The 23,066-nt window shown below is 58.0% G+C and carries 24 protein-coding genes; 7 read left to right on the plus strand and 17 right to left on the minus strand.

What is annotated here, in order from left to right; genetic code table 11:
- Positions 1–71 precede the first annotated feature (71 nt).
- Positions 72–566, minus strand: a complete 495-nt coding sequence (locus C7476_RS18155; protein ID WP_114431291.1) for a lipocalin-like domain-containing protein — start codon at positions 564–566, stop codon at positions 72–74.
- 54 nt (positions 567–620) lie between these two features.
- Positions 621–1,454, minus strand: coding sequence for an SDR family oxidoreductase (locus tag C7476_RS18160; RefSeq protein ID WP_114431401.1), 834 nt, complete (start codon positions 1,452–1,454; stop codon positions 621–623).
- Between the two features lie 93 nt (positions 1,455–1,547).
- Between C7476_RS18160 and C7476_RS18165 the strand changes: the two genes are divergently transcribed.
- Entirely contained in the window at positions 1,548–2,447 is a 900-nt protein-coding gene (locus tag C7476_RS18165; protein WP_114431292.1) for a LysR family transcriptional regulator, read from the plus strand.
- Positions 2,448–2,549: 102 nt separating this feature from the next.
- Here C7476_RS18165 and C7476_RS18170 read toward each other — a convergent pair whose 3' ends face one another.
- From C7476_RS18170 to C7476_RS18180, 3 genes are all read right to left on the minus strand, one after another.
- Positions 2,550–2,879 (minus strand): Atu4866 domain-containing protein, encoded by a 330-nt coding sequence (locus C7476_RS18170; protein WP_114431293.1) that lies wholly within the window; start codon positions 2,877–2,879, stop codon positions 2,550–2,552.
- A 107-nt stretch (positions 2,880–2,986) separates the two neighbouring features.
- Complete coding sequence (locus C7476_RS18175; RefSeq protein WP_114431294.1) at positions 2,987–3,541, minus strand: nuclear transport factor 2 family protein; 555 nt, start codon at positions 3,539–3,541, stop codon at positions 2,987–2,989.
- A 97-nt stretch (positions 3,542–3,638) separates the two neighbouring features.
- Positions 3,639–4,697 carry an aldo/keto reductase gene (locus C7476_RS18180; protein WP_114431295.1) on the minus strand — a complete coding sequence of 353 codons (1,059 nt, stop codon included), beginning with the start codon at positions 4,695–4,697 and terminating at the stop codon, positions 3,639–3,641.
- Positions 4,698–4,792: 95 nt separating this feature from the next.
- Here C7476_RS18180 and C7476_RS18185 point away from each other — a divergent pair, with 95 nt between their 5' ends.
- The 3 genes from C7476_RS18185 (at position 4,793) to C7476_RS18195 (ending at position 7,222) form a co-directional block, all read left to right on the plus strand.
- Positions 4,793–5,683: a LysR family transcriptional regulator gene (locus tag C7476_RS18185; protein ID WP_114431296.1), complete on the plus strand. Its 891-nt coding sequence runs from the start codon at positions 4,793–4,795 to the stop codon at positions 5,681–5,683.
- 275 nt (positions 5,684–5,958) lie between these two features.
- On the plus strand, positions 5,959–6,408 hold the full coding sequence (locus tag C7476_RS18190; protein ID WP_114431297.1) for a MarR family winged helix-turn-helix transcriptional regulator: 450 nt from the start codon (positions 5,959–5,961) through the stop codon (positions 6,406–6,408).
- Between the two features lie 4 nt (positions 6,409–6,412).
- The gene (locus tag C7476_RS18195) at positions 6,413–7,222 is read left to right on the plus strand and encodes an NAD-dependent epimerase/dehydratase family protein (protein ID WP_114431298.1); all 810 of its coding nucleotides are present in this window, start codon (positions 6,413–6,415) and stop codon (positions 7,220–7,222) included.
- 283 nt (positions 7,223–7,505) lie between these two features.
- Here C7476_RS18195 and C7476_RS18200 read toward each other — a convergent pair whose 3' ends face one another.
- Together C7476_RS18200 and C7476_RS18205 are read right to left on the minus strand one after the other, a co-directional pair.
- Positions 7,506–9,110 (minus strand): GMC family oxidoreductase, encoded by a 1,605-nt coding sequence (locus tag C7476_RS18200; protein WP_114431299.1) that lies wholly within the window; start codon positions 9,108–9,110, stop codon positions 7,506–7,508.
- A gap of 197 nt (positions 9,111–9,307) precedes the next feature.
- Complete coding sequence (locus tag C7476_RS18205) at positions 9,308–10,111, minus strand: alpha/beta fold hydrolase (protein ID WP_114431300.1); 804 nt, start codon at positions 10,109–10,111, stop codon at positions 9,308–9,310.
- Between the two features lie 142 nt (positions 10,112–10,253).
- Here C7476_RS18205 and C7476_RS18210 point away from each other — a divergent pair, with 142 nt between their 5' ends.
- On the plus strand, positions 10,254–10,721 hold the full coding sequence (locus C7476_RS18210; RefSeq protein ID WP_114431301.1) for a MarR family winged helix-turn-helix transcriptional regulator: 468 nt from the start codon (positions 10,254–10,256) through the stop codon (positions 10,719–10,721).
- Positions 10,722–10,740: 19 nt separating this feature from the next.
- Here the strand turns inward: C7476_RS18210 and C7476_RS18215 are convergent, their stop codons facing one another.
- Positions 10,741–11,529 (minus strand): SDR family oxidoreductase, encoded by a 789-nt coding sequence (locus C7476_RS18215; RefSeq protein ID WP_114431302.1) that lies wholly within the window; start codon positions 11,527–11,529, stop codon positions 10,741–10,743.
- Positions 11,526–11,855 (minus strand): nuclear transport factor 2 family protein, encoded by a 330-nt coding sequence (locus C7476_RS18220; protein ID WP_114431303.1) that lies wholly within the window; start codon positions 11,853–11,855, stop codon positions 11,526–11,528. Before C7476_RS18220 ends, C7476_RS18215 begins: the two co-directional genes overlap by 4 nt.
- Before the next feature lie 94 nt (positions 11,856–11,949).
- Between C7476_RS18220 and C7476_RS18225 the strand changes: the two genes are divergently transcribed.
- Positions 11,950–12,882, plus strand: coding sequence for a LysR family transcriptional regulator (locus tag C7476_RS18225; RefSeq protein ID WP_114431304.1), 933 nt, complete (start codon positions 11,950–11,952; stop codon positions 12,880–12,882).
- 480 nt (positions 12,883–13,362) lie between these two features.
- Here C7476_RS18225 and C7476_RS18230 read toward each other — a convergent pair whose 3' ends face one another.
- Positions 13,363–13,728: a hypothetical protein gene (locus tag C7476_RS18230; protein WP_114431305.1), complete on the minus strand. Its 366-nt coding sequence runs from the start codon at positions 13,726–13,728 to the stop codon at positions 13,363–13,365.
- Between the two features lie 135 nt (positions 13,729–13,863).
- Between C7476_RS18230 and C7476_RS18235 the strand changes: the two genes are divergently transcribed.
- Positions 13,864–14,361, plus strand: coding sequence for a CYTH domain-containing protein (locus C7476_RS18235; protein ID WP_114431306.1), 498 nt, complete (start codon positions 13,864–13,866; stop codon positions 14,359–14,361).
- A 589-nt stretch (positions 14,362–14,950) separates the two neighbouring features.
- On the opposite strand, the gene C7476_RS18240 is transcribed toward C7476_RS18235, so the two are convergent.
- The 7 genes from C7476_RS18240 to C7476_RS18270 form a co-directional block, all read right to left on the minus strand.
- Positions 14,951–15,190 carry a hypothetical protein gene (locus C7476_RS18240; RefSeq protein ID WP_114431307.1) on the minus strand — a complete coding sequence of 80 codons (240 nt, stop codon included), beginning with the start codon at positions 15,188–15,190 and terminating at the stop codon, positions 14,951–14,953.
- A complete protein-coding gene (locus C7476_RS18245; RefSeq protein ID WP_245426412.1) occupies positions 15,162–16,037 on the minus strand; it encodes a hypothetical protein in 876 nt (291 codons plus the stop codon). The genes C7476_RS18240 and C7476_RS18245 overlap by 29 nt, the downstream gene beginning before the upstream one ends.
- 32 nt (positions 16,038–16,069) lie before the next feature.
- Complete coding sequence (locus C7476_RS27875) at positions 16,070–16,420, minus strand: hypothetical protein (protein ID WP_147274681.1); 351 nt, start codon at positions 16,418–16,420, stop codon at positions 16,070–16,072.
- An 89-nt stretch (positions 16,421–16,509) separates the two neighbouring features.
- Positions 16,510–17,829 carry a sensor histidine kinase gene (locus tag C7476_RS18255; RefSeq protein ID WP_114431310.1) on the minus strand — a complete coding sequence of 440 codons (1,320 nt, stop codon included), beginning with the start codon at positions 17,827–17,829 and terminating at the stop codon, positions 16,510–16,512.
- Positions 17,826–18,500, minus strand: a complete 675-nt coding sequence (locus C7476_RS18260) for a response regulator (protein ID WP_114431311.1) — start codon at positions 18,498–18,500, stop codon at positions 17,826–17,828. The genes C7476_RS18255 and C7476_RS18260 overlap by 4 nt, the downstream gene beginning before the upstream one ends.
- Before the next feature lie 629 nt (positions 18,501–19,129).
- The gene (locus tag C7476_RS18265; protein ID WP_114431312.1) at positions 19,130–20,998 is read right to left on the minus strand and encodes a hypothetical protein; all 1,869 of its coding nucleotides are present in this window, start codon (positions 20,996–20,998) and stop codon (positions 19,130–19,132) included.
- A gap of 46 nt (positions 20,999–21,044) precedes the next feature.
- Positions 21,045–22,925 carry a M6 family metalloprotease domain-containing protein gene (locus tag C7476_RS18270; protein WP_114431313.1) on the minus strand — a complete coding sequence of 627 codons (1,881 nt, stop codon included), beginning with the start codon at positions 22,923–22,925 and terminating at the stop codon, positions 21,045–21,047.
- Positions 22,926–23,066 lie beyond the last annotated feature (141 nt).

Consider the following 23,066-nt stretch of genomic DNA (forward strand, 5'->3'; position numbering starts at 1 on the left):
TTTTGGTCATCGTCGAAGGGCTGAGGCTCGGCAAGGTCGAGAACTTAAGCAGTAGACCGCCCTTACGCGCCTCATTTGACGCGCTGAAATTCGATCCTGATTTCAGTGCCTTCCGGCCTGCGGAATTGTTCGGTCATGCGGTCGCCGTCAACCACCAGCCTCAGATCATCACGCGTTCGCACACTGCCAACCCAGTTCGGAAATGTCGCCCCTTCGACACGGTTTCCACTGAATTCGCCCTTCTCATCAACGGTGTAGGTTCCGAAAAAACCGATACTGCGTGACATGGCCATGCGATTTTCATCATCCGTTCCCTCACCGCGAGCGTTAGAAGCAAACCGAGGAATGTCGGCATCGGTAAGAACTTCAACGAAATGCATGTCGGGGGTGAAGACGAGAAGACCGTCGGGGTTTTCTCCATAGGCGGGAATATTTTTGCCGCCGGGATCGATCGTCGCCGAAATCATCCGCCAAGTGCCCACTACCTGGTTTTGTGCGGCGGTCTGCGCAAAGGCAGAAGATGAAAAGCTAAGGGCGAAGGCCAATATGATTGGTCGAATGGACATGTTGTTTCCTTTCCTGTTCCTTAGGTCTGTGTTTCCAGGCCGCTCTCGCGCGGTTCACAGATCCTGCCTGTCGGCGGAATTCGCCACTCCCCGCTGCGCCTCAAGGGCAGCGAGGCGTGCGGAAAGCGCCTGTGAGATGGAGGAATAGGCCGTGCTGCCCAGCGCCAGCCGCAATGGCGGTGTTTCGCTCTCGGCGGCTGATATGATTGCGGCTACGGTGCGCGCCGCATCTCCCTTGATCTCGAAGCTGCCCTCAGTGATCGCCCGGCGGACGGCGCCGGCAGGGGTTTCATCGTAGGCATCCATCGGTTTCGCGCGGACGAGATTGGCTCCGAAATTCGTGCCGGTCGGTCCCGGCTCGGCGATAATGAAGTCGATGCCGAAGGGAGCCACTTCCTGTGCGACGGATTCGACGAAGCCTTCGATACCCCACTTGGTTGCGTGATAGAGGCTGAAGCCCGGATGGGTGATCTGCCCTCCTTCGGACGAGACCTGGACGATCCGCCCGCCGCCTTGCTTTCGAAGAAGGGGCAGAGTTGCACGGATCAGATGGATGGATCCGGTAAGGTTGGTGGCGATTTGCCGGTCAATCTCTTCGTTTGTGAGCTCTTCCGCAGCACCGAACAGGCCATAGCCCGCATTGCTGACGATCACGTCGATCCGGTCGTGTCGTTGGAACGTGCCGTTAACGGTCGAGGCAATGCTCTCCGGTTCGGCCAGATCGAACTGAACGATATCGAGACGATCGCCGTATTCCTGCGCAAGTTTCGCCAGCACCCCTGGGCGGCGGTTTGTTGCGACCACCTTGTGTCCCTGGATGAGCAGCTGTTGCGTCATCTCAAGGCCAAGCCCCGAGGAAGCGCCGGTGATGAACCAAGTCTTTGGCATGTAAACTCCTGTTTTGCTCATACGAATGTAAACCATCACCATTGGTGATATAAGGTCTTCAATCTGAAATGAGATGGTGAGGATATTTCACGAATGATACGCCCCAGTTTGAACGATCTTGCCGCCTTTGCGGCGGTGGCCAGTCACCAGAGCTTTCGCAGAGCGGCCGACATCATGGGCGTTTCGCGCTCGGCTCTCAGCCACGCGATCATCGCTCTGGAGGCAAAGCTGGGCGTGCGGCTCTTCAACCGGACGACACGCAGCGTATCGCTGACCCAGGCTGGCGCACGCCTGCTCGCGCGGCTCGACCCGGTTCTTCAGGAACTCGATCAGGCGCTTGATACCTTGTCGGAGGAACGCGGCACCCCGAGCGGCACACTGCGGATCAATGCAAACAAGAGCGGCGCGCGCATTCTCCTCGCAAAGGTCGTGCCGCGCTTTCTGGATCTCTATCCCGACGTCGAGCTTGATCTTGTTTCGGAAGGTCGGCTCGTCGATATCGTGGAACAGGGTTTCGATGCCGGCATACGCCTGCTGGAAACCGTCCCGAAAGACATGGTCGCGGTAAAGCTCGGTGGCGACGTGCGTTTCATCGCCGTGGCGGCGCCTTCCTATCTGGACGGGAAAGCAAGACCGCACACGCCCGACGATCTTCATGCGCATTGCTGCGTCCGCCAACGTTTGCCGAGCGGAAAGCGCTATCGCTGGGAGTTTTCCAAACGCGGCGCCGACGTCGCGATCGATGTGCCGGGCAACCTCACACTCGATGACAATGATCTTCTCGTGCAGGCGGCGGCGGACGGGCGCGGTATCGCCTATGTCCCGGAATACTTCGCCCAGCCGTTTCTGGGGTCCGGCCTGCTGGTGACCGTGCTTGATGACTGGTGCCCGCCGATGCCTGGTCTGGCCCTCTATTACCCGCGCAGCCGGCACGTCCCATCCCCGCTTCGGGCCTTCATCGACCTCTTGCGAGAGGTGGACAGAACACGATGACGGGGCGACGGTGAATGGCATCCGACGCTGTCGGATGGATGAGGAAGACCTGCGGCACCCTCGCTTCGAGCTGTTTTCGCATCGCGAATGCCCTCTGGTATGTCAGGGCATCGCTGACTTTCGGCGCAAGATCATGCCGCCATGGTGCAAGGTATTGGCATCGACGAAATCGCCGTCGGCAGTGAAACCCGTGTCGTCCCAGTACTCGATATGCGTCCCGTCGACTTCGTAGCGGCCTTCATAGGCTCGCTCGCGCTGGCCGCGGGCCTCGACATAACGTCCGTTCGGCAGAAGTTCATGGCGAACACGGTTGTCGTCAGTGACCCACATGCCAACATAGGGATGGTTCGGCTGCAAATTGGTCTCCTGTGCTTCTGCGGGTTGGATCGAAAGCGTGGCCGCTGTGATGAGTGCTGCAAATGCCTGTCGCATGGTCGAGCTCCGTTAAGCGTTGCTGTTCTCGGTTTGAAGGCGATCGCGCAGGGGCGCGCGATGTCGGTTCGGCAGACACTCAGTTCTGCCGAAACCGCAGGCGTCGGTCATTGGGAACGCTGGGCGTTGTTGTCGACGACCTGCTGATAGGCAACGAGGTCCAGGAAGGCCTCCGCATTGACGACGAGGCCGTCCTTCATCTTGAATATCCAGACAAACTGGTTGCGATAAGGCGCGCCCGACGTCGTGGTCGCCGTTCCGTCGAAGCGGATGATGATCGTATCGCCGTCGGCAAAGATGTCATGCACCTCCGGCACGACCGGCGTCGCAAGGCGGCTGGTCAGGGGACGTGATGCCTGTTCGATAAAATCCTTCTGGTTGCGATAGGTGCCGGCAACCGGCCCGGAGCCATGGATCGTCCAGACGACGTCGGGGGCGAGAAGTGCCGCGAAGACGTAGGTACCTCCGCGCCATTTTTCGAAGGCGGCTTCAACGATCGCCCTGTTCTGTCGTTCGATCGCGGCACTGTCCGGAGCCTGCACCTGCGTTGCCGCGGTGGTGGCAATGGCTGCGCCCGGCAGGGCGAGCGAGAGCAATGCCAGTGTGATCAGAGCTGTTCGGCTCGCGCCGGCGACCCGCCTGCGTGTCGGAAGAATGGTCATGGTATCGGTCCTTTCCTGGTTGTTGAGGGCTTGTTGGTGCCTATCGACCGGCAATGAAGATCGTCCACCGTCGAGAGGCGTCACGTCGTTTGAACGGTCAGTCCCGGCGTTCGACAGCGGCGCCGCCGAATATCAGTTGCTGGACGAGGGGGCGTTGCGTAAAGCGAGTGGGAAAGATGGGACTCGGTGCGCTGATCCGGTTCAGTCGATCCAGTTGTTCCGGTGCAAGCACCAGATCCAGAGCTCCGAGATTGTCCTCGGCCTGGGCGAGCGTGCGGGCGCCGATGATGGGAGAGACGACGCTCGGATTGGTCAGTGTCCAGGCAAGCGCCACCCGCGATGGCGTCGAGTTGGCCTCCACCGCGACGGCTCGAACCTCGTGCGCAATCTCGATCGCACGTTGGTTCAGATGCCCGGACGAAGCTATGACACCTTTCCGGCTGGCAGACACCGTCGCCTCCTGCGAATCCTCGACGTCGGCAAGGGAGTATTTGCCCGTGAGCACGCCACCGCCGAGCGGCGACCACGGAAGCACCCCGAGGCCCAAAGCCGCAGCCGCAGGCAGAAGCTCGTGCTCGACGGTCCGCTCCACGAGGCTGTATTCGATCTGCAGCGCCACGAAAGGAGAAAAGCCGCGGATGTCTGCGAGCGTTTGCATCTGTGCAACCCGCCATGCGGGTGTGTTGCAGATGCCGAGATAGAGCACTTTACCGGACCGAACGAGGTCGTCGAGCGCTCGCATGACCTCGTCCGGCCGGGTCGTCATGTCCCATGCATGGAGATAAAGGAGGTCGATGCGATCGGTGTCGAGCTGCGTCAGGCTCTGCTCGACGGAGCGCACCATGTTCAGGCGGTGGTTGCCTCCGGAGTTCGGGTTGCCCGGTTCGCGCGCCATTGTGAATTTCGTTGCAAGGACGATCCGCTCGCGCTTGTCGCCGATGAATGTCCCGAGCAGGCGCTCGGCGGCACCGTCGGTATAATTTACCGACGTGTCGACGACGTTGCCACCCCGGTCGACATAGAGATCAAAAATGCGGCGGGCCTCATCGCCGTCCGCGCCCCATCCCCAGTCCGAACCGAAGGTCATCGTTCCGAGGCTCAAAGGCGAAACTCGCAAGCCCGACCGTCCGAGAAGTTTGTAGTTATCAAGCGTCATATCGCTATCTCCTGGTTGTGAGATCCAAGGTAGACGCGCCAAGGAGAGCGAACAACTTGCCCAATGATGACCACTGCGGTAACTAATTCTAACCAATGGCAGTCGATCTGAATGGCATTTCTGTTTTCCTGGCAGTCGCCGAGGCGCGGAGCTTTCGCGTGGCCGCCGAGAATTTGGGCGTCACAAGGCCCGCCGTCAGCCAGACCATCCGCCGTCTCGAAGATCGGCTGGGTGTCGCACTCGTCCAGCGCACCACGCGCAGCGTCAGTCTCACGGAGGCCGGCCAACGACTGTATCAGCGGGTGGCGCCGGCTATTTCCGAAGTCGGACTGGCGCTCGACGCCACGGCGGACCGCGACAGCGCACCGAGTGGACTGTTGAGGCTGGCGGTGTCATCCATCGCCGAGCAGTTCATCTCCGGGCCGCTCCTGGCGCGTTTCGCGGACACATTTCCTGCCGTTCTGGTCGACGTGACGGTCACGGACGAGGAATTCGACATTGTCGCGGAAGGCTATGACGCGGGGGTACGTTTGGGCGAAGTTATCGATCAGGATATGATTGCGATTCCGGTCTCGGGCGAGCAGCGTCAGGGCGCCTTCGCCGCCCCGTCCTACATTGAACGTTTCGGCAAGCCCGAGCATCCTTCCGAACTTTCTGCCCATCGGTGCATCGGCTGGCGTCCAGCGCCACACAGCGCCCCCTATCGCTGGGAATTCGGCCAGCATGGATTCGAGTTCGACGTGGCTGTCGATCCCCAGATAACCACAAACGACATGTGGCTTATGATCAGAACAGCATGTGCCGGCGGCGGCATCACCTTCGGGATGGAAGACACGTTCAAACCCTATGTCGAATCTGGTCAGTTGGTCCCTCTCCTCCAGGAGTATTGCCCTCCGTTTGCCGGCTTTTTTCTTTATTACCCCAGCCGGCGCAATCTCGCTCCGAAACTGCGTGCACTCGTCGACCATGTGAAGCGGTGGCGATAGGGGCCCCCCATGACATCGTTGGCGTGACAGGCACTACCGGGCGCGACCGGGTCGATGCTGACGCCCTGAGGACCACCTTAAGGCCATGGCCGCATCGCGGATGGTCACCTGGATTGCCCGCGCAATCGCATCGCCTTCGTTGAAGACCGCCGTTCAGCTTTCTGGTCCAGCAATCTGAGACCACCCAACCCTAAACCGAACCGTATCAAGCCTTGACATTCGTTCGTTACCTTGCGATTATCGTATGGTAGCGAACGAATTGACAGGACTTTTCCATGTGCGATCAGGCGGACACCAAAAATCTCTCGGTGGGAGCATGGACGAAGCGGTGTTACTTCGCGGGCCGGGCCCTCATGGACGAGCGTCTGCGGCCCTTCGATCTGGGATCCACGCAATGGTATGTTCTCTGGTATCTCGTCAACAATGGCCCGTCCGTCCAGCGCGACCTCGGCCGTGCACTCGAACTCGAAAGGGCGACCCTGAGCGGAATCATCGCCACGCTCGTCCGAAAGGACTTGGTCGCACAGACCTCGGATGGCGGCGATCAGCGTCAACGTCTGCTGACGCTGACAGCCGCAGGTGAGGCGCTGTGGCGCAGAATTCCTGATCTTTCTTTCATTCACGACGCTGCCTTCGGCCGGATCGACGAGGCTGATCTCGCCACGACCATCCGCGTCCTCAAATCAGCGACCGAACGATTGCAGACCCTGTTGCGAAAGGATTGAGTAAATGACCGTATTGATCACCGGAGCCACCGGGCTCGTTGGCGTGCGACTTCTGCCGCGGCTGGCAGAGGCCGGTTTTCTCTGCCGTGTCTTGCTCCGGGCGGGCACGGTGTGCGCAGAGGCAACCGAAGCCGTGACCGGCGATATTCTCGAGCCTTCAAGCCTGATAGACGTCGTTCGCGGAGTTTCCGCTATCGTGCATCTGGCCGCCGTGTTTCGTACTCAAGACACCGATCTCATCTGGAAGAGCAACCTCCACGGGACACGCAACCTGATTGCCGCCGTAAAGGCCCATGCTCCCGGCGCGCGGTTCATCATGTCGAGCACCAGCCATGTCTACAATAAGGACAATCCCCATCCGGGAAGGGAAGACGATCCGGTCAATCCACAGCACGCCTATCCCGCAAGCAAGGTGGCCGCGGAGAAGGAACTGCGCGAAAGCGGTCTGAACTGGTCAATCCTTCGCTTCCCCTTTGTCTATGGCGATGGTGACGGACATCTCGAATCTCTTCCCAAGCACGTCAGCACCTGGCATCCGGCCCATCGCATGAGCACGATCCACCATCGTGACATCGCACAAGCAGTCATGCTGGCGCTGGAGGGTGCCTTCGATCGGCACGTGGTAAATTTGGCCGACGAGGCGCCCACCTCCATCTACGAACTCGCGGGCATGGTGGGGTCCCGGTTGGATTCAAGTTCCGAGCCTCTTGCAAATCCATGGTACGTGCATGTCGACACGTCTCTCGCCCGCAGCCTGGGTTTTCGTCCTAGCGTAGGGACCGTATGCCAGGCCTGGCAGGAGGGGCTTTCTTAGGAACTTGGTGTCCCGGCCTGGTTTTTTCGGCCTGTAAGCGTCTGTTGCTTACTCGGTTCGTATGACTGGTTAATTTTTTGCGTAGTGCCTCTTGAACGGATATGAACCCACAACCCGAAAATTGCCGAAATAGCTCAGCGCTGAATACTCGTGATAATGTCCGTGTTATTCATATAGGACTGGGCATCCTATGGCACGCTGGCCGCTAAACAACGGTCGCACCTGTGCAGGCGCCGCCGTACTTTTGAAAGCTAGCCTTAGACGGATCGATCAATGCGTCTGCTCAAACCATGAGGCTATGAGATGTCCGGATCAAATCGGCCGCCCGCTCTCCGATGACGACGCAAGGCGCCATCGTATTGCCGGTGGTGATCCGCGGCAAAATCGAAGAGTCGGCTATGCGAAGACCATCCACACCGTAGACCTTGAGTTCATTATCGACCACCGACATGCTGTCGCGTCCCATCTTGGCTGTGCTCGTCTGATGCCAATAGGTGACCGCAGACCGCCGGATAAAATCGATCATCCCTGACCTATCGCGCGCGCCCGGAGCTGTCTCGCATGTTACCAAGGGGGCGAAGGCATCGCTATTTCCGAGCTCGCGACATAATTCCACCGCAACCAGGGCCGCAGCCATGTCTTCCGGCTCACTGAGAGAATTCGGTTCGATCAGCATCGCATCGTTTAGGTCGGGTCCAGAAAGCCGCAACCGGCCGCGGCTTTTTGGCTGGGCGAGACCGTTGAACATGGTCCAGCCGTGCTCCGGCGTCTGAAGCCCTGTTTCTATCGGCGATGGTACCGCAAACTCCAATTGGCACTGGAGAATATCCGGTTGGGAAAGCCGTGCGTCGCTCTTCCAGTAGAGTTTTGCTTCGCAGCCGGTCCCGCCTACGGCTTCCGGTTTTCGATATGCCCATGTGCAGCCGAAGGCGATATGATCCTGATGATTACGACCAACGCCAGGGAGGTGTTGAACCACAGGAATGCCATGGGCTTTCAGCTCATCCTCCGGGCCGACACCCGATTGCATCAACACTTTTGGCGTGTTGATTGCGCCAAGCGATAATACCGTTTCGCAACGCGCCGTGAACTGGCGCCTCTGGCCATCGACAAGGACCTCGACCCCCGTCGCGCGCTTGCCATTGAAGATGAGGCGTGTGACCAATGCATCTGTAAGCACTGTCAGGTTGGGCTGAGACAGGAGCGGACGGACGTAGGATCCAAACACGGATTCACGCTTTCCATCCCGAATCCGCAGCTCAGCTAGCGACGCGCCGCCCGGACCCTCCATCATTTCACCGTTCGGGCTGTCATAAACAGGAATGCCGATCGTGGATGCCGCACGCAACATAGCCTCTGCGACTGGCTGGGGGGCCGGTGGCTGCGCAACGTAGGCGGGACCTCCCACTCCTCGGCGGGCTGGGTCCGGTGCTCCCTGCCAATTTTCGATCCGGCGATAGTAGCCGAGAATAGACTGGTACCCCCATGCATCGTCACCGGCCTCAGCGGCAAAGTGATCCCAATCGCCCTTATGTCCTCTTGCCCATACCAAGACGTTGATGCTCGAACCACCGCCAAGCCCCTTGCCCATGCTGAGAGGAAGACGTCGCCCATTCAGGCCAGACGCCGGTTCGCCGACAAATCCCCAATCCCGGCTAGTGCCAAGATTAAGTGGCCACTGCGCAGGGTTTGAAACAGTCTCGGCCGCATCGTCGCCCCCGGCCTCAAGCAGGAGAACGCTTGCATTGCCATCTTCCGCCAGTCGCGCAGCAACAACGGAGCCGCTGGAGCCAGAGCCGCAGACGATGAAGTCAAAAACATCACCAATTTTACCCCGCGGGTTGAGTGAGCTTTCTGGTGCGTATTGGTCATGAGTATCCGGGGTCAAATGATTACCTCCATGAAAGGATTTAACAAAAACTAAGAGAGTGCTGCAGAGTCTTGAAACGAAGGTGCGCGGCTGATCTGATACAGCGATCAGTCGGTCCGTTATAGGCCGCTTCTCTCCTACTCCACCTGGGTCGCAGCAGCGGTTCGCGCCATCGGGACATTGGGGCCGTCCCGATGACCGCGCTGGGTCTCCCACTATTTCTTCGCCGCTACGCCGCCCTTCGCGGCCTCATCGATCGTGGCTGCGACGACATTTGGCTGTGTCATGAACAGGGCGTGGCTTGCCGACACTTTGGTAACCTTTGCCTTGATGCGCTCTGCCATGTGGATCAGCATTGCCTGATCAAATGCCTTGTCTTCAGTGGCGATGACTGCCCAGCTCGGCTTGGTGCGCCAGGCAGCGTTTTCAAGTTTCGTCCCGAACGCCGACATGTTGATCGGCACCTGCGCGTCCCTCATGAACGCAGCATCGGCATCGCTGACGTCATGGGCAAAACCGGCCTTGAACTTTGCCGGGCTGACATATCCGAAACCATCCTTGGTGGTCTCGATGACGAATTCCGATGCGGGAGCAAATCCCTCGTATTGCTGAGCCGTCGTCTCGCCTGCATCGGGGGAGAGAGCGGAGACATAAACGAGCCCTGCGACCTTTGCATCGACACCAGCTTCCGTGATGACTGTGCCGCCCCACGAATGCCCGACGAGAATGACTGGTCCATCTTGCCGCTCCAGCGCACGTTTGGTGGCGGCAACGTCGTCCGCAAGAGAAGTCAGAGGATTTTGGACAATGGTGACGCGATAGCCACGCTTCGTGAGGATGTCGTAGACACCCTTCCAGCCCGAGCCGTCTGCGAAAGCGCCATGAACAAGTACGACGTTTCTGACCGACTGGTTCTGAGGAATGATATCAGCGGCACTTGCCGGTATTGCGGCAGACAATGCTGCAGCAGCTGCAATGGCGGCAATGGCGGCAACGGTGGTCGTGGTCTTGCGTGTCATAACTTGCTCCTCTGTCATTGCGATAACTCTTATCGCGATATATTTATGCTGGCAGAGTCTGGATTGGACGTCAAGATAATTCTTATCGCGATATTTATTTTTCATTCTGGATTGATTATATGAAGTTCGACAGGAGCTCAAAATGACCCACCCCCCTAACGACCCGCCTCCCCTGCACGACCAGTTGTGCTACGCAATCTATACGGCCGGCATCGCTATCCAGCGCGCTTACAAGCCTCTTCTCAACAAGTTGGGCCTAACCTATCCGCAGTATCTCGTGCTCAACGTGTTGTGGAGTAGCGACGGGCAAACGGTCGGCGCCCTTGCTAATGCCCTTGCCTTGGAATCCAGCACGCTGACGCCGTTGCTGAAGCGGCTCGAGACATGTGGCCTGCTGCGCAGGACCAGAAACCTGAGCAACGAGCGGCAGGTGGTTATCGGGTTGACTGACAAAGGACGTGCCTTGCAGCACAAGGCCGGCTGTCTTAGCGATACCTTGCTGGCAGCTTCGACCCAGACGCCGCAGCAATTGGCCACCCTGAACCGCGACGTTCGCTATCTTCGCAATGCGATTTATTCCCAGATCGGCGGGTGGGACACACCCGCCTGACCAAGATGGTGACGTGATATCAGACCGTCGGAACAGTGCCGCCGTCTATGACGAACTCGGCGCCGTGGATCGCAGCAGCTCGATCCGAGGCCAGGTAGGCGATGAGGTCGGCGACCTCATCGGGATCGGCTGGACGCCCAATCGGGATACCGCCCAGGCTGTCAAGAACGACTTGCCGCGCGTCCTCGATCGTACCGCCATTGGCGGCCTGCAGACGTTTGAGCAAGTCCTGGGATGACTCTGTCATGATCCAGCCGGGGGAAACCACATTGACCCGTACGCCTTTCGGCCCAAGCTCCTTGGAGATGGACTTGCTGTAGGTCTTGAGCGCGGCCTTGGCGGAAGCGTAGGCGGTGGTCGCCTCTGGCAGGGGAAGGACGGACTGAATGGAAGTGACGTGCACCACCGCGCCGCTGCCCCGTGCGATCATCTGAGGAATCACCAAACGATCAAGGCGGACCGTGGCCAGAAGGTTTAGGTTCATTTCTGCCAGCCAGTGGTCATCTGTCAGGGCAACGAAACCGCCGCCCGGTGTCGATGATCCGCCAATAACGTGAGCCAGAATATCGATTCCGCCCAAGCGCTCGAGCGCGGCCTTGGCAAAATTTTCCCCGCCCTCGGCCGTCGTAAGGTCCGCCTGTACAAACTCGACCCCGTCAATGGGTTTCGGTGCTCCCCGAGCGGCGGTGATTACTTGGGCGCCGCCAGCCAGGAAACGGTCGACAGTGGCGCGACCAGCACCTTTGGTGCCACCGCTGATAAGCACGCGCTTTCCTGCAAACTCGGTCGGATCAGCTTTGATGTTCATGCAGTGATCTCCAATGCTTTGATGCTGTCGTTCTCGAGCGTGAACCGGTAGGTGAAGCGGATCGGGCTGCCTTTGAAGTCGCCGTGGGCAGGTCCCTCGACCACGACCTGATCATCCTCGTGACGAACGCCATCCGGCGTAAAGATCGCCTTGGCGGGAATCACTGCCTCTTCGAACAAGGTCCGCAGCTCGGCGTGGCCTTCGTGACGGCCACCGTTGTCCAGGACCACAGTATCGTTAGCGAAAGGCTTCAGCATGCCGTCCACATTGAGCTGTGCATTAGCCTCGACATAGTCCGCTATGGGCTTGGGTAGTCGTAGTGTCATGATCGTCCTCCTTTGCTCGGAATGACATTTAGCACTGGACAATTGTAGGAATAAGGGGGACGAAACGGTATGACGTGATGAATGGAACGGGACAATGGATCAGGCGACACTGAAAGAACTTGAAGCTGCCATTGCGATCGCACGGCGCGGGACATTCCGCGCAGCATCCATCGATCTAGGGTTGTCGACCACGGCACTGAGCCACACGATCGGCAGACTCGAGACTGCGCTGGGCGTGCGACTGTTCAATCGCACCACGCGAAGCGTCTCCCTGACGGACGCTGGACGGCTTTTTATGCAGCAGGTCGCTCCATCGCTTCAGGATCTGCATGCAGCACTGGGGTCGGTGCGCGAGCAACGTGAGACGCCTTCAGGCACGATACGGATCAACGCAGCGCCGTTTGCGGCGCGCTCGATCACCAAACCGCTCGTGCTTGAATTCCTGCGCCGCTATCCCGACATGAATGTCGATATCGTCACCGAAGGTAAGATGGTGGATATCGTTAAGGACGGGTTCGATCTGGGCGTTAGAGTGGAAGGCCTTGTTCCTAGCGACATGATTGCCGTTTCGCTCGGCAGGCCCCAACGACATGCTGTCGTAGGATCCCCGGAATACATCGAAAAGCACGGGATACCGATGGCCCCCCCTGATCTTCTCACTCACAGTTGCATTCGCGTTCGTCTGCCTGACGGCTCTTTGTTTCGCTGGCGGTTTGAGAAGGGCGGCGAGCAAGTTCAGATAGACGTTCGCGGGCAGATCACGCTAGATGAGGCCAGCCTCACGCGAACTGCGGTGCTTGATGGCGCCGGCTTGGGCTACCTCTTTGAGCAAGACATTTTTCCAGAGATCGATGTGGGACAGGTCATTCGTGTGTTGGCGGACTGGACGCCGTCTTATCCTGGGCTTTGCCTGTACTATCCGGGACGCCGAAATCTATCGGCCGGCGTGAGAGCTTTTCTGGAGCTAGCTCGTGAGCTTTCGCGTACGGCTGATCCGCGCCCGAAATCAATGATCCGCTCGCCTTGATGGTTGACGACGTGCTACAGCCCTTGGCTCCTCCAAGCGCACGCGACCTCAACGCTTTACAAGCATCGAACTTGACCTATTCGGGGGGGCTATGTTGGGAGCCATCAACCGTGGGAACATGTCTGCCGCGGCTGGCTCGATGGCGGCTTGCTCGCACCGAATACCATTTCGACTTCTTTACGATCCGCATGGGCGGCAGAGTTAGGGTCTTATATCGTTGAGGGAAGGACGCGCTAGATTTTCGCCGGATGAGTCTGCCAATATCGCTGAAACCGACCTTCCCTGCTTGCCAGATTCCAGCCGCAAGAGAGTGAATCGTCGCCTTCGGATATTTCCGGACTAGCACTCCAAGGGCGCGAAGTGTTCCCGCCGCCTTCATGCGCGCTAATACCGAGGTGCCGGAGCCCTCCAATAGGTATCGTTCGAGGAAAAGCGGAAGCCCGCTCCGCGCCTCAGGGACGGACGTTGCGGTCTCCTTCGCTAATGCTGCGTGACCTTGTCCAAGTTGAACTTTTTTCCTTTGCGTACTTTCTTTGGCAGCATGGAGTGGGCAGTATCTCCGATTGCGCCCATTGCGGCGCTGGTCCCGCTTTGGACTGCCCGTGTCGCGATGCCCAGCGTTTGGCCCCCTTTTTTTAAGCCGTGTTTGCCGGCATCAGCGATTTCCTTCCGCTCTTCAATAAGTACCGCAGCTGCCGCAGCCGCGCCGGCAGTCAGAGCATTGGCCAGCACCTCGCGTCCAACGGGATTACTCAAAAGACCGCGCAGCATTTTTGACTTTCGCACCGACTTTGGGACCTTCATGCCGGCGACACGTTTGGGTACAGCCTTGCTTTTTTTTCCCATTGCATCTCTCCTTCATAGCGTCCTGACAACGCTGCAACTATTGTATGAGTTCCGCCCGAGGGACTGAGTTCCGCCCGATACCTGACGGAACTGGCCCGCGAGGTTAATCGCAACGTGTTATGGTTTGGATTGAACATGGCTTTGGAGATTGAGCGGAAATTCCTTGTTATTAAGGATGGATGGCGAGAGTCGGCGAGACCTGGGCTCCAGATCGTCGATTATCTGATTGCCAACTTCGACGGTGGAAAGATGCGGATCCTCTTCTGCGACGACCTACCGACCATGACTTTGAAGGGCCCAAGGCGCGGCCTCACCCGCAGCGAGTATCACATGCCACTCCCGGAGGCTGACGCAAGGGCAATCGTCGATGAGTTTTCCAGTGGGCCAGGATTAGAAAAATGCCGGTACCAGGCCGATATGGCTGGTCTTACGTGGCAGATAGACGAATATGCTGGCATCTTCGAAGGACTGGTCACGGCAGACGTCGAACTTCCCTTTGAGAGTTTCACACTTACCTTGCCGGACTGGGCAGGGCGCGAGATTACTCATGACCCGAGATTTGGATCAGGTCGTCTTGCCGCTGCCGTAGCCGATGGCCGTCCAATGAATTTGGAATCCCTTGATTACGGATGAACTCGGCTCCTGGAATTGGGTCTCGACAGGAGTCGTTGCCAACGATGGAAGATTGATCGCTTGGCACAGATGATCATCGAATTCGTATCTCGAAATCAACTGAAGCGCCTCGTTCAGACGCCCCGAACACTGAAAGCGTCCTGACCATTTGAGTATTGCATTTGGTCAACACTAAGATGACAAAATCCATCAGGTTTGGCTTGCCGATCAGCAACTATTCGAAAGAGCTCACTCGGCTTAACTGCAGCGCCAGATGGCGCCCGCGCTTCGCACCTTCTTAGATGCGATGACAACCCGCTTTCCGGAAAGGTCGAAAGGAGTGGCCAGTTAAGCCACGCACAAATGCCTAAAACCATTGCCGCAGGTCTCGACGTCGTCGGACGACGTCGCGTAACTAGGCGAAGGGCAGCTTTTAGCGCCTCGAAACGGTAGCAGCAGGTTGATGCGCTCACTGTCAGCCTCCGGCGTACAGCGCCCCCGCGGGGCAACTACCCAATGAACCGGACGATCTCGACCTTCTCGTAGGCGTAGTCCGACGCTCCATCAGGAATTATACTTTTCAACCAGCAGCCTTCGAGCGCCAGGGTCATCAGGAGGTTGGTCGGACAAGCAATGCGACGTAACCTCGGGCCCTTTCTGCAAAGTCTTCCTCGCGCTCCGACTGTGGGTTGAGCTTTGTTATGTAAGCTTCCATCGCCAAAGTAATGCGGCCGCGCAACTCTGGATTTGCATCGCTTGCGTGTTCGACGAGGGCCTGAATAACTGCGTTAATCGCCAGTTTGTATGCACCGGCATCCATATTAAATTTGTCTGGCTTCTGTTCGTGCAATACCAATCCCTCCTAAGTAAATAGCTCGTCCATGCGCTTGCGCAGGTGAATTTATGTTATGGTGATGACGCCAGCTGCCGAAGTTCTTTTGGCCGGCGACGGTGAATGTTTGATGCATCGCCCCGTTCATTTCGATGATGCGGAGTACACAATGGGCCAAATCATCGCGTTTGTACCAGACGATGCCTGTCGCTACGGCGACGACAACGATTGGAACGAGCGCCGCGATGTTCGCGGCGCCTGCAGAACGCTCACTCCTTTGCGAAAGATCGGTGCGCAACGCCTTGGCAAGCAAGAAGGACAGGGTGTCGTACATGGTATGAACAACGACTGCCACCTCTAATCCCTGACCACGAGAGTTTATAGCCCATGCCGGTCCAATGATCAGCATCGCACGACCAAACAACCCGGTTATCGCGGGACCGATCAGAATGCGCTCGGCGCCGTCGGCGTCGCGCATGACCAGCACTGGCTGGTTCTGATTGCCCGCTTTGCGCGTGAAGAAGTAGCGGTCCCCGCTCTTCTGCGGAATGCCGAGGCGCTCATAGTCATAGGTCGAGGCGAGCGATCGGCGGACGACGTCCCGGCCGGGAAGGTTGGAGAGATAGTCTGTCGTCAAGCGCTGCTGCCCGTCGATCCATGCTGCGACAATCTTGTCGGTGCGGGGATCCCCTTCGAGCCAACGACAAGGGTCTGGAACAGATACGCCGAACTGACTTTCAGTCACCGTACCGCGCTTTGTCTTGGGATAGGCGATCTGGAGCGCGTCCGGGTCGGGCAAAGAGACTTTCGCCGTACTCCCACCCGCGACGCAGACTCTCTGTGTACCCGCCAACACGGCGAACACGCAGATTGCTTTCCCGAACCGCCGCCGGGAGATCATCGGCACCACCGAGGACGTTCGCCGCGGTCGCGCGCGCGCTCGGCTTCGCGATTGCAGCGCATCCTGCGGACTGTCTCCACATTGTTCCGCGCGGCTTCAGCGTTGTTTCGCTGCTGCTCGGAAGCGTTGAGCAACGCGTCGTCGCGGCGGCGCTGCTGTTCAATCATGCACCGCGTGTACTCCCTGCCCTGAACCGCACCGAAACGCTCGCAGGTTCTGCTGTCTTCCCGGTGGGCTTCGCGACCCCAATCGATCGCGGATGCGCTGCCCGCGATGCCAGTGCCCAGAAGCGCGGCGAGCGCTATCAAGGCAGGTCGATACCGACTGATAGGATTTTGTCTTGTCATGTCCTTGGTCTCCTTTCGGCGCCGTCATTGGCGACCCCGTTAGAAAAGCAGGGCAAGATTGCGAGAACATGGGCTGACGCACAAAAGCGTTAGCGCGAAGCAAATTCTGCACGCACGATCGTGCCGTCGCCGGGCGCGCCCAAGATCGACACGCGGCCATCGTGCCGCTCAATTATCTGCTGCACGAGGTTGAGGCCGAGTCCGCTCCCCGTCGAACGTGGTCGCAGGCGGTGGAACGGTTCGAATACGCGCTCACGCTCCTTGGGCGGTATGCCCGGACCATCATCCTCCACCTCGAAGCCTGTTTCCAGGACGCGCAGAATGACATGACGCCCGCCGTGCTCGATTGCGTTCTGGACGAGATTTGTCATCACCCGCTCAATCGCACCCGCATCACCGCGAAGCGATGACGTGCCTTCGATTCGCACCTCGATGGTGCGCTCTGATGCAATCAGTAGCGGTGCCAGATCCGCCGCGACACGACGGGCGAGTGCTCCAAGATCGACGCTTTCGTCGCTTCTGTCGGCATCCAACCGCTGAATATCGAGCATCTGCTCGGCGAGATTGCTCAGTCGTGCCACATCGCCGCTCAGCTTGCGCGTGGCCGGCTCAACCGCGGTATCCACTTTCAAGCGCAGGATGGCGATGGGCGTGCGCAGCTCGTGCGCGGCGGAGGCGATGAACCGCCGCTGCCGTTCATAGCCCTCGTCAAGCCTCCGCAGGGCGTCGTTCACGGCTCGCACCAGCGGCGCAATCTCAGTTGGTACATGCTCCTCGCTCAGCCGTCGCCCACGCCGGTTCGCGTCGATCTGCTCGGCCTCCTCGGCGATCCTGGATACACCGGCGAGCGCTTGCCGAACGATCCACGGCGTCACGAGCAGCGAGATCAGCGCCAATGCGATGAAGATGGGGATGACAATTAAATTCGACGCAAGAAGAACGACGAGACTGACGCCGGTCAGCTTGCCATGTCCAAGAATCGTCAAGATTCCAGCTGGAGCGACCTCTCGCCGGATGACGGCCGACAAGCGGTAAGGCGGCGACCGATCGCGCAGGTGCGCGTAGGACAAATCACCCAACCTCCCCAAAAGCGATGCATATTGCGACGGTACGCCGCCCGACGTCACGTTCTGGCCGGAATCGTCCTCGGCCACAAACCAGAGATCGGGAGATTTCTTACGAAGCTCGGCCAGTTCTGGCGTCTCGCGAACGGAGAGATTCCCGTTCTGATCACGGACGATCGCGCGCGCGATCACCGGCGTAATTGCCTCGTCCGTGTAGAGGCCGCCGCTGTCCATGCGAAGTGCCAAAGCCATGAAGAACGTGCACGCGATGAGCAAGGTCGCAAGCTGGAAGATCAGCGGCTTGACGATCAGCGGGCGCTTCAGCGAAGGCGAACCTCGCTTCATGACAGATCTTTCAACAGGTAGCCGACACCCTTGATGGCGTGGATCTCAACCTGCGCACTCGCCTCAGTGAGCTTGCGGCGAAGACGCGAGATGTGGGAATCCAGCGTGTTCGACTGCACCTCATCGTCAAAACCATAGACTGCCTGCTCGAGAGATTCTCTCAGGACCGTTCTACCGCGACGTTTCACGAGCACCGTCAGAACGCGCAACTCTCGGCGGGTAAGATCAAGCCTGACACCTCCGACGCTCGCCTCGTCATTCGTAACGTCGAACACAAGCGCGCCGACATGGATTTCCTCGCTCCCCAACTCCGCGGGACGCCGCCGTACCGCGCGGATGCGGGCAAACATCTCGTCTACATCAAACGGCTTGATGAGATAGTCGTCAGCGCCTCGATCGAGGCCAGTAATACGGTCGATCACTTCGCCGCGCGCGCTTAACACGATGACCGGAAGACCGGGATGGGTTTCACGCAATATCGGAAGGAGCGACAGCCCATCGCCATCCGGCAGCGTGCGATCGAGCAACACCAGATCATAAGATCCGGACATGGCTGCTTCCTGCGCCATCGATATGCGGTCCGCCTGATCGACAATGAAGCGCTCTCGCTCGAGCGCAATTTGCAGCGTGTTTGCAAATTCTGCCTCGTCCTCGACAATCAATACTCTCACGATTACACCCCATGTCGATATGCCGTGCCCAGACCGGCCTCACTTCGGCTTCAAGCCATCGAAGGTCGTGCACCTTCGCATAATACGCGCCTCGCATTGCAGCTACCTTGCGTCGCGCAACTCGTGGCGCACAAGCTGACAACGTGCTCCTCAGGACGGGTCGCATCGGCGCCAATGTTACCATTGGACCTCTAACCTGAAAGTCGGGATTATACGTGAGTGCGACTTCAATCGTATAATCATCGCCCCTACCCGGGCTCGCTAGTCCTCCGGATCCGCGATGCTTTTGCCGCGGCGCGGCGGGCAACCTGTGCTTCAGACCCCGTCCGCGCTGCTCTAGCGGAGCCATCTTCTCACAATCGACGTTGACCGGTGTCCCCGCTTCCAGGTCATCTCGGGTCCTATCCACTTTTGATCGGTAACAGAAGGGTCACACTGCACAGATAGATGGCTGCTTTGGACCCGTCAGCCGCGCAGACAAACACGTGCGAAGTAAGTGCGCTCAGCGATGTTATCTTGGCGCAAGGAAGCTGCCAGCCCAACGCGCGCGTTCGACGTCTGTGCAAATCGATGTATTGTGCTCTAGAGAAGGAGGACGACTCATTGCCGTCCCCAGTTAGGCATTCAAATCAATGCGACCGGCGGACCTCGACAAAGGCTCCCGGCGAGTTTTCTTCGATGCGCCGCATGCTGCCGATCTCCCGCGCCAGAGTCTGTCGCAACGCCTCCCGCTGCGCGTCGTTCAGGTTCGCCGTGGCTTGAGCCAACAGGTTGGCATCGTCGACACCTGGGGCGGGCGCTGGTGCGGCGGCCGCCGATCCGGTAGCGGATTCTACCAAAGCATCGCGTACGATGTCGTCGGTGAACCGCACACTCGCGGTTGTGGCTTCAGTTCCAACTGGTGCCGCCGTGGTCGCAGCTGCAACCGCGGACGGAGCAGTGGGCTGAGTCACGTCGCAGAGGTGACGCCCCATCAAATAGCGGCGAAATGGCAGAAAACTGGTCTCGAGAGCTGGCGAGAGTTCACGGGTCGCCTCATGCACGTGAACGAAGCCCCCCGTAACGACGTCGGGCCACTGGACAGCACTGGTGTCCGGATTTTGCCTTACGGTCTTGCCCGGAGAGGTCATATGGCATCCGGCACAAGTTGATGCTTGTGCCCGGTTCAAGATAATCTCGCCGGTTTGCGGATTCAGAATGGGCGTCGGTTGCTTGCTAAGTTGATCCAGCATGGTGCGCAGCTTTGATCCAGGTCCCGCATGTGTCGTCGGTGCGTCTATTTTGCCCCCAAAACCCTCTTGGGAAGTGCTTTGATGTTCGTTGAAACGGCTGTCGTTGCCAAGTCCTATCGTGTTGAGAAGCACTTTCGCTTCCGAGACCTCGAGTGTGTCGCCAACGCCTAGATCAAAGTCTTTAACTCCCTTTGCAAGGCTTTGATGGTTCTGGGACTCTTCGGACATCAGATTGTCTCGTATTCCCGTGGCAAGAGCTTGCACAAAATCGCCATGCAAAACAGTCACCGCCGCGCCGACGTTGCTGCTCATGACCGGGTCGCCGGTAAGATCGTCCTTATAAAGTTCGGAGAGCGGATTGTTCTTTACCGTATCAACGACAAAAGCTAGCGCCGGACCGTTCGGATCGAACGTTGGCTGCGTCAACCATTCTCGCAGCTGCCAAGGTTGTTGCATAAACAGGTTGCCTCGCACTTGCCCCCGTGATCCGTCCCCACCATAATTCTTGTAGTGCACGACCGGGCCTAGCAAATCTGCCTTCGCTAAGGTCGGATCCGTCTTTCCTTCATAATAGAAGGCAGCCAGTCGTTTGGCTTTTTGGGTGTCATCGCCTGCCGTGGGACTGCTCAGTTTGGCCCAGAATTCGGCAACGGGCCTGCAGCCAGCCTCACCCAGTTCGGGCTTCGGATTTGGCACCATTGCTTCGAAAATCAGGAGAAACCGATCTTGGAAACCTGGATTCTTCTTGCCGTATACAATGCGATGCTCGCCACAATGGCTCCAATTCGCAGGTGCCAGATCGAAACGATTAAACAGAGCCAACGGCCTCATACCAGCGGCGGAACCGTTTTCATTCAGCAAGTCCGCAGCTACCAAGTTACGTTCCAGGCGTCCTTCGAAAGGCATTAGGATCCCTGCGTCACTGTTCAGGGCAACGCCATCGACCGACGGAAACGAAGTGAGCATTGTTTGGAGAAACGCATCGCGTGACGCTGCAGTGTTTGGAGCTCCCGAACTCTGCAAAATTTGTCCCAGCGTGTGGGTTAGGGAGAAAACGGTTTCATCCGGTGCCCCGCCAGCAATCCCAACATCATTGAAGGTCTTGTCGAGTATAGCGTCGGAGTGAACGACGAGGCTCGGCTTGACACTGAAGTCGAGGATGAATTTGCCGTTTTCTTCTCGGCAAAGGTTCGAACGATCGGAGTGTGCAGTGGATGCAAAACATGTTGCCAGCAATGCTGTGAGCAGCTTTGTCAATGTTTTCATGATTTTTCCCTCTCGATTGGAGCCGGATTGTCCCGGCAGTAAGCTCCTATTCTGCGACCTTGAATTCATCTACGACGAAGACGTCCGTCAGCCCTTTACCTTTGACTGTTTCCCTCTGCAGCCGGCCCCTCAAGAGCACCTTCTTGCCAACAAGGTCGGAAAGATTGGGGTGTGGTTTTTGATCAGGTGATGGCTCGGATGCGCCAGGTTGAACTTCTAATGGTGCAGGCGACGTTACCGGCAACTCTGTTCCCGCCGATCCCTCTCCCGTCACAACAAGTTGCCGATCCGTGAAGTAGTTTGACCCTTTGTTGTAAAGGACGCCCTTTACAACTACTTCCTGACCAATCGCCACGCTGTCCCGTGTCATTGATGAAGGAGAGATTGAGGCGGGTTGAAGCGATCCGGGACACGTTGTCCGGGTCACAAAGATATCAAGCGTGATATGATTTGGCGTTTGAACTATATTGCACAACGCCGCTGCGATCTTCTCAACATGAGAGATGTCGGCACTTGCTATGTTCCCACTTCCAGGAAAAACATCGCCCTCGTCCGATCGATTCTGGTTCCGGTCAAGATTCCGTGCGCCATCCGCCTCGATGACGTTGATCCCCATATCCAGAGCGCTGTCATTGACTGTGTTATTGACCAAGCCCGACTGCACTTGAACATTATTGACTTCGGTGACCAGAAGGCCAGCTCCCTTGATGGATCTGTCGAACCCTTCCTTTGCTCGATATTCAAGCAACAGGTATTTTTTGTCTTCGGGATCGGCTGCATCGGTGTAGTCAACGCGGACCACGTCGCCGGTTTTTTCCACTGGTCGAATCTGGACACCTAGCTGATCCCTGTCGACAACTCTGGGCGACACCCATCCCAAGAATTCCTTTGACCAAGCCTCCATATGGGAAGGTGTCTGCGGCGTCGTGCTGCCATCGCCGCCCCAAGACCCCGATGCCATCAGTCCCCAGCCGCCAATTCCGGCCGATTCAACGGGTTTGCGAGTATCATATAGGTCCGGCAAACCAAAGGCGTGACCAAATTCATGGGAAAAAACACCAATCTCAATCATGGTGGTTCGGTCACAGGCAAACGCGGGCATTATCACGTAGTCGTCGACCAGGATGTTGGATCCCAACTTGCCAGGATCAGCTGTTTCATAGTTAGACCCGGTCAACGATAGTATAGAAAATCGATGTGACCATATGTTATCGTTTCCAGCGTCATTGCATTCGCCACCACTTTCCGGATGCACAAATGCGACGAAGTCCACAAAACCGTCGTCATCTCCAGAATTCGGAAGGTTATCCGGCCCGTCATTGTCGAAACGGCTGAAATCTACGTTCTGGTCGGCGTGGTTGAGGGCCGAGACAAGCATATCTCCGACCCGGGCATTCGAACAAAGGCCGTTGCAGCCCAAAGGACCGGAATAAAATGAGTCAGTGTTTGAAAGTCTGAACCAATCTAAAACTTCGCCGGACACCGTAAACTTGCCGAGCGACATCTCTCGATAATGGTCGCCCATCGTTCCGCTTGGCCACGGCCCGTCGAAAAGCTCCGCTTGTAGATTGGCAGCGGGATAAGGGGGGCCTGCTGTGTTTGAGAATTGGATGGCAATTATCGGGACTTCCACGGATCCCTCCACCGATGATCCAACAATGGGAGCAACCATCGCCAGCCCGGGAGGGAGATTGACGATCCTTTGTCGCGACATCTGGGCAGCTTGCACCCGGGGCCTTAAGCCACGCCGCACTGAAAAGGATTCAATTGATTGGGTCCGTACATCTTGCAAACCCTCGCCTGCCACCGGCATTCCAGGCTCTGGAGGCGGCGGCGTGGCATGGCCAAGTTGAGGTACGGCAAAAAATACGCCGAGAAAAGCAAAACTGGCCCCTAGGCGGAGGCGCATTTTTCGCTTGCAACTCATCGTCACCCCCCGAAAACCTACTAAGCAAATTATTAATTCAAATTAACCCCTCCATACTACCATTACACACCCGATCACGCAGGTAATAAATAGGGAGTAGTTCTTTTAGATTACGCACTTCGAGACTACACCGCGTTTAAT

The organism is Phyllobacterium bourgognense, from assembly GCF_003337575.1.
Lineage (GTDB): Bacteria > Pseudomonadota > Alphaproteobacteria > Rhizobiales > Rhizobiaceae > Phyllobacterium > Phyllobacterium bourgognense.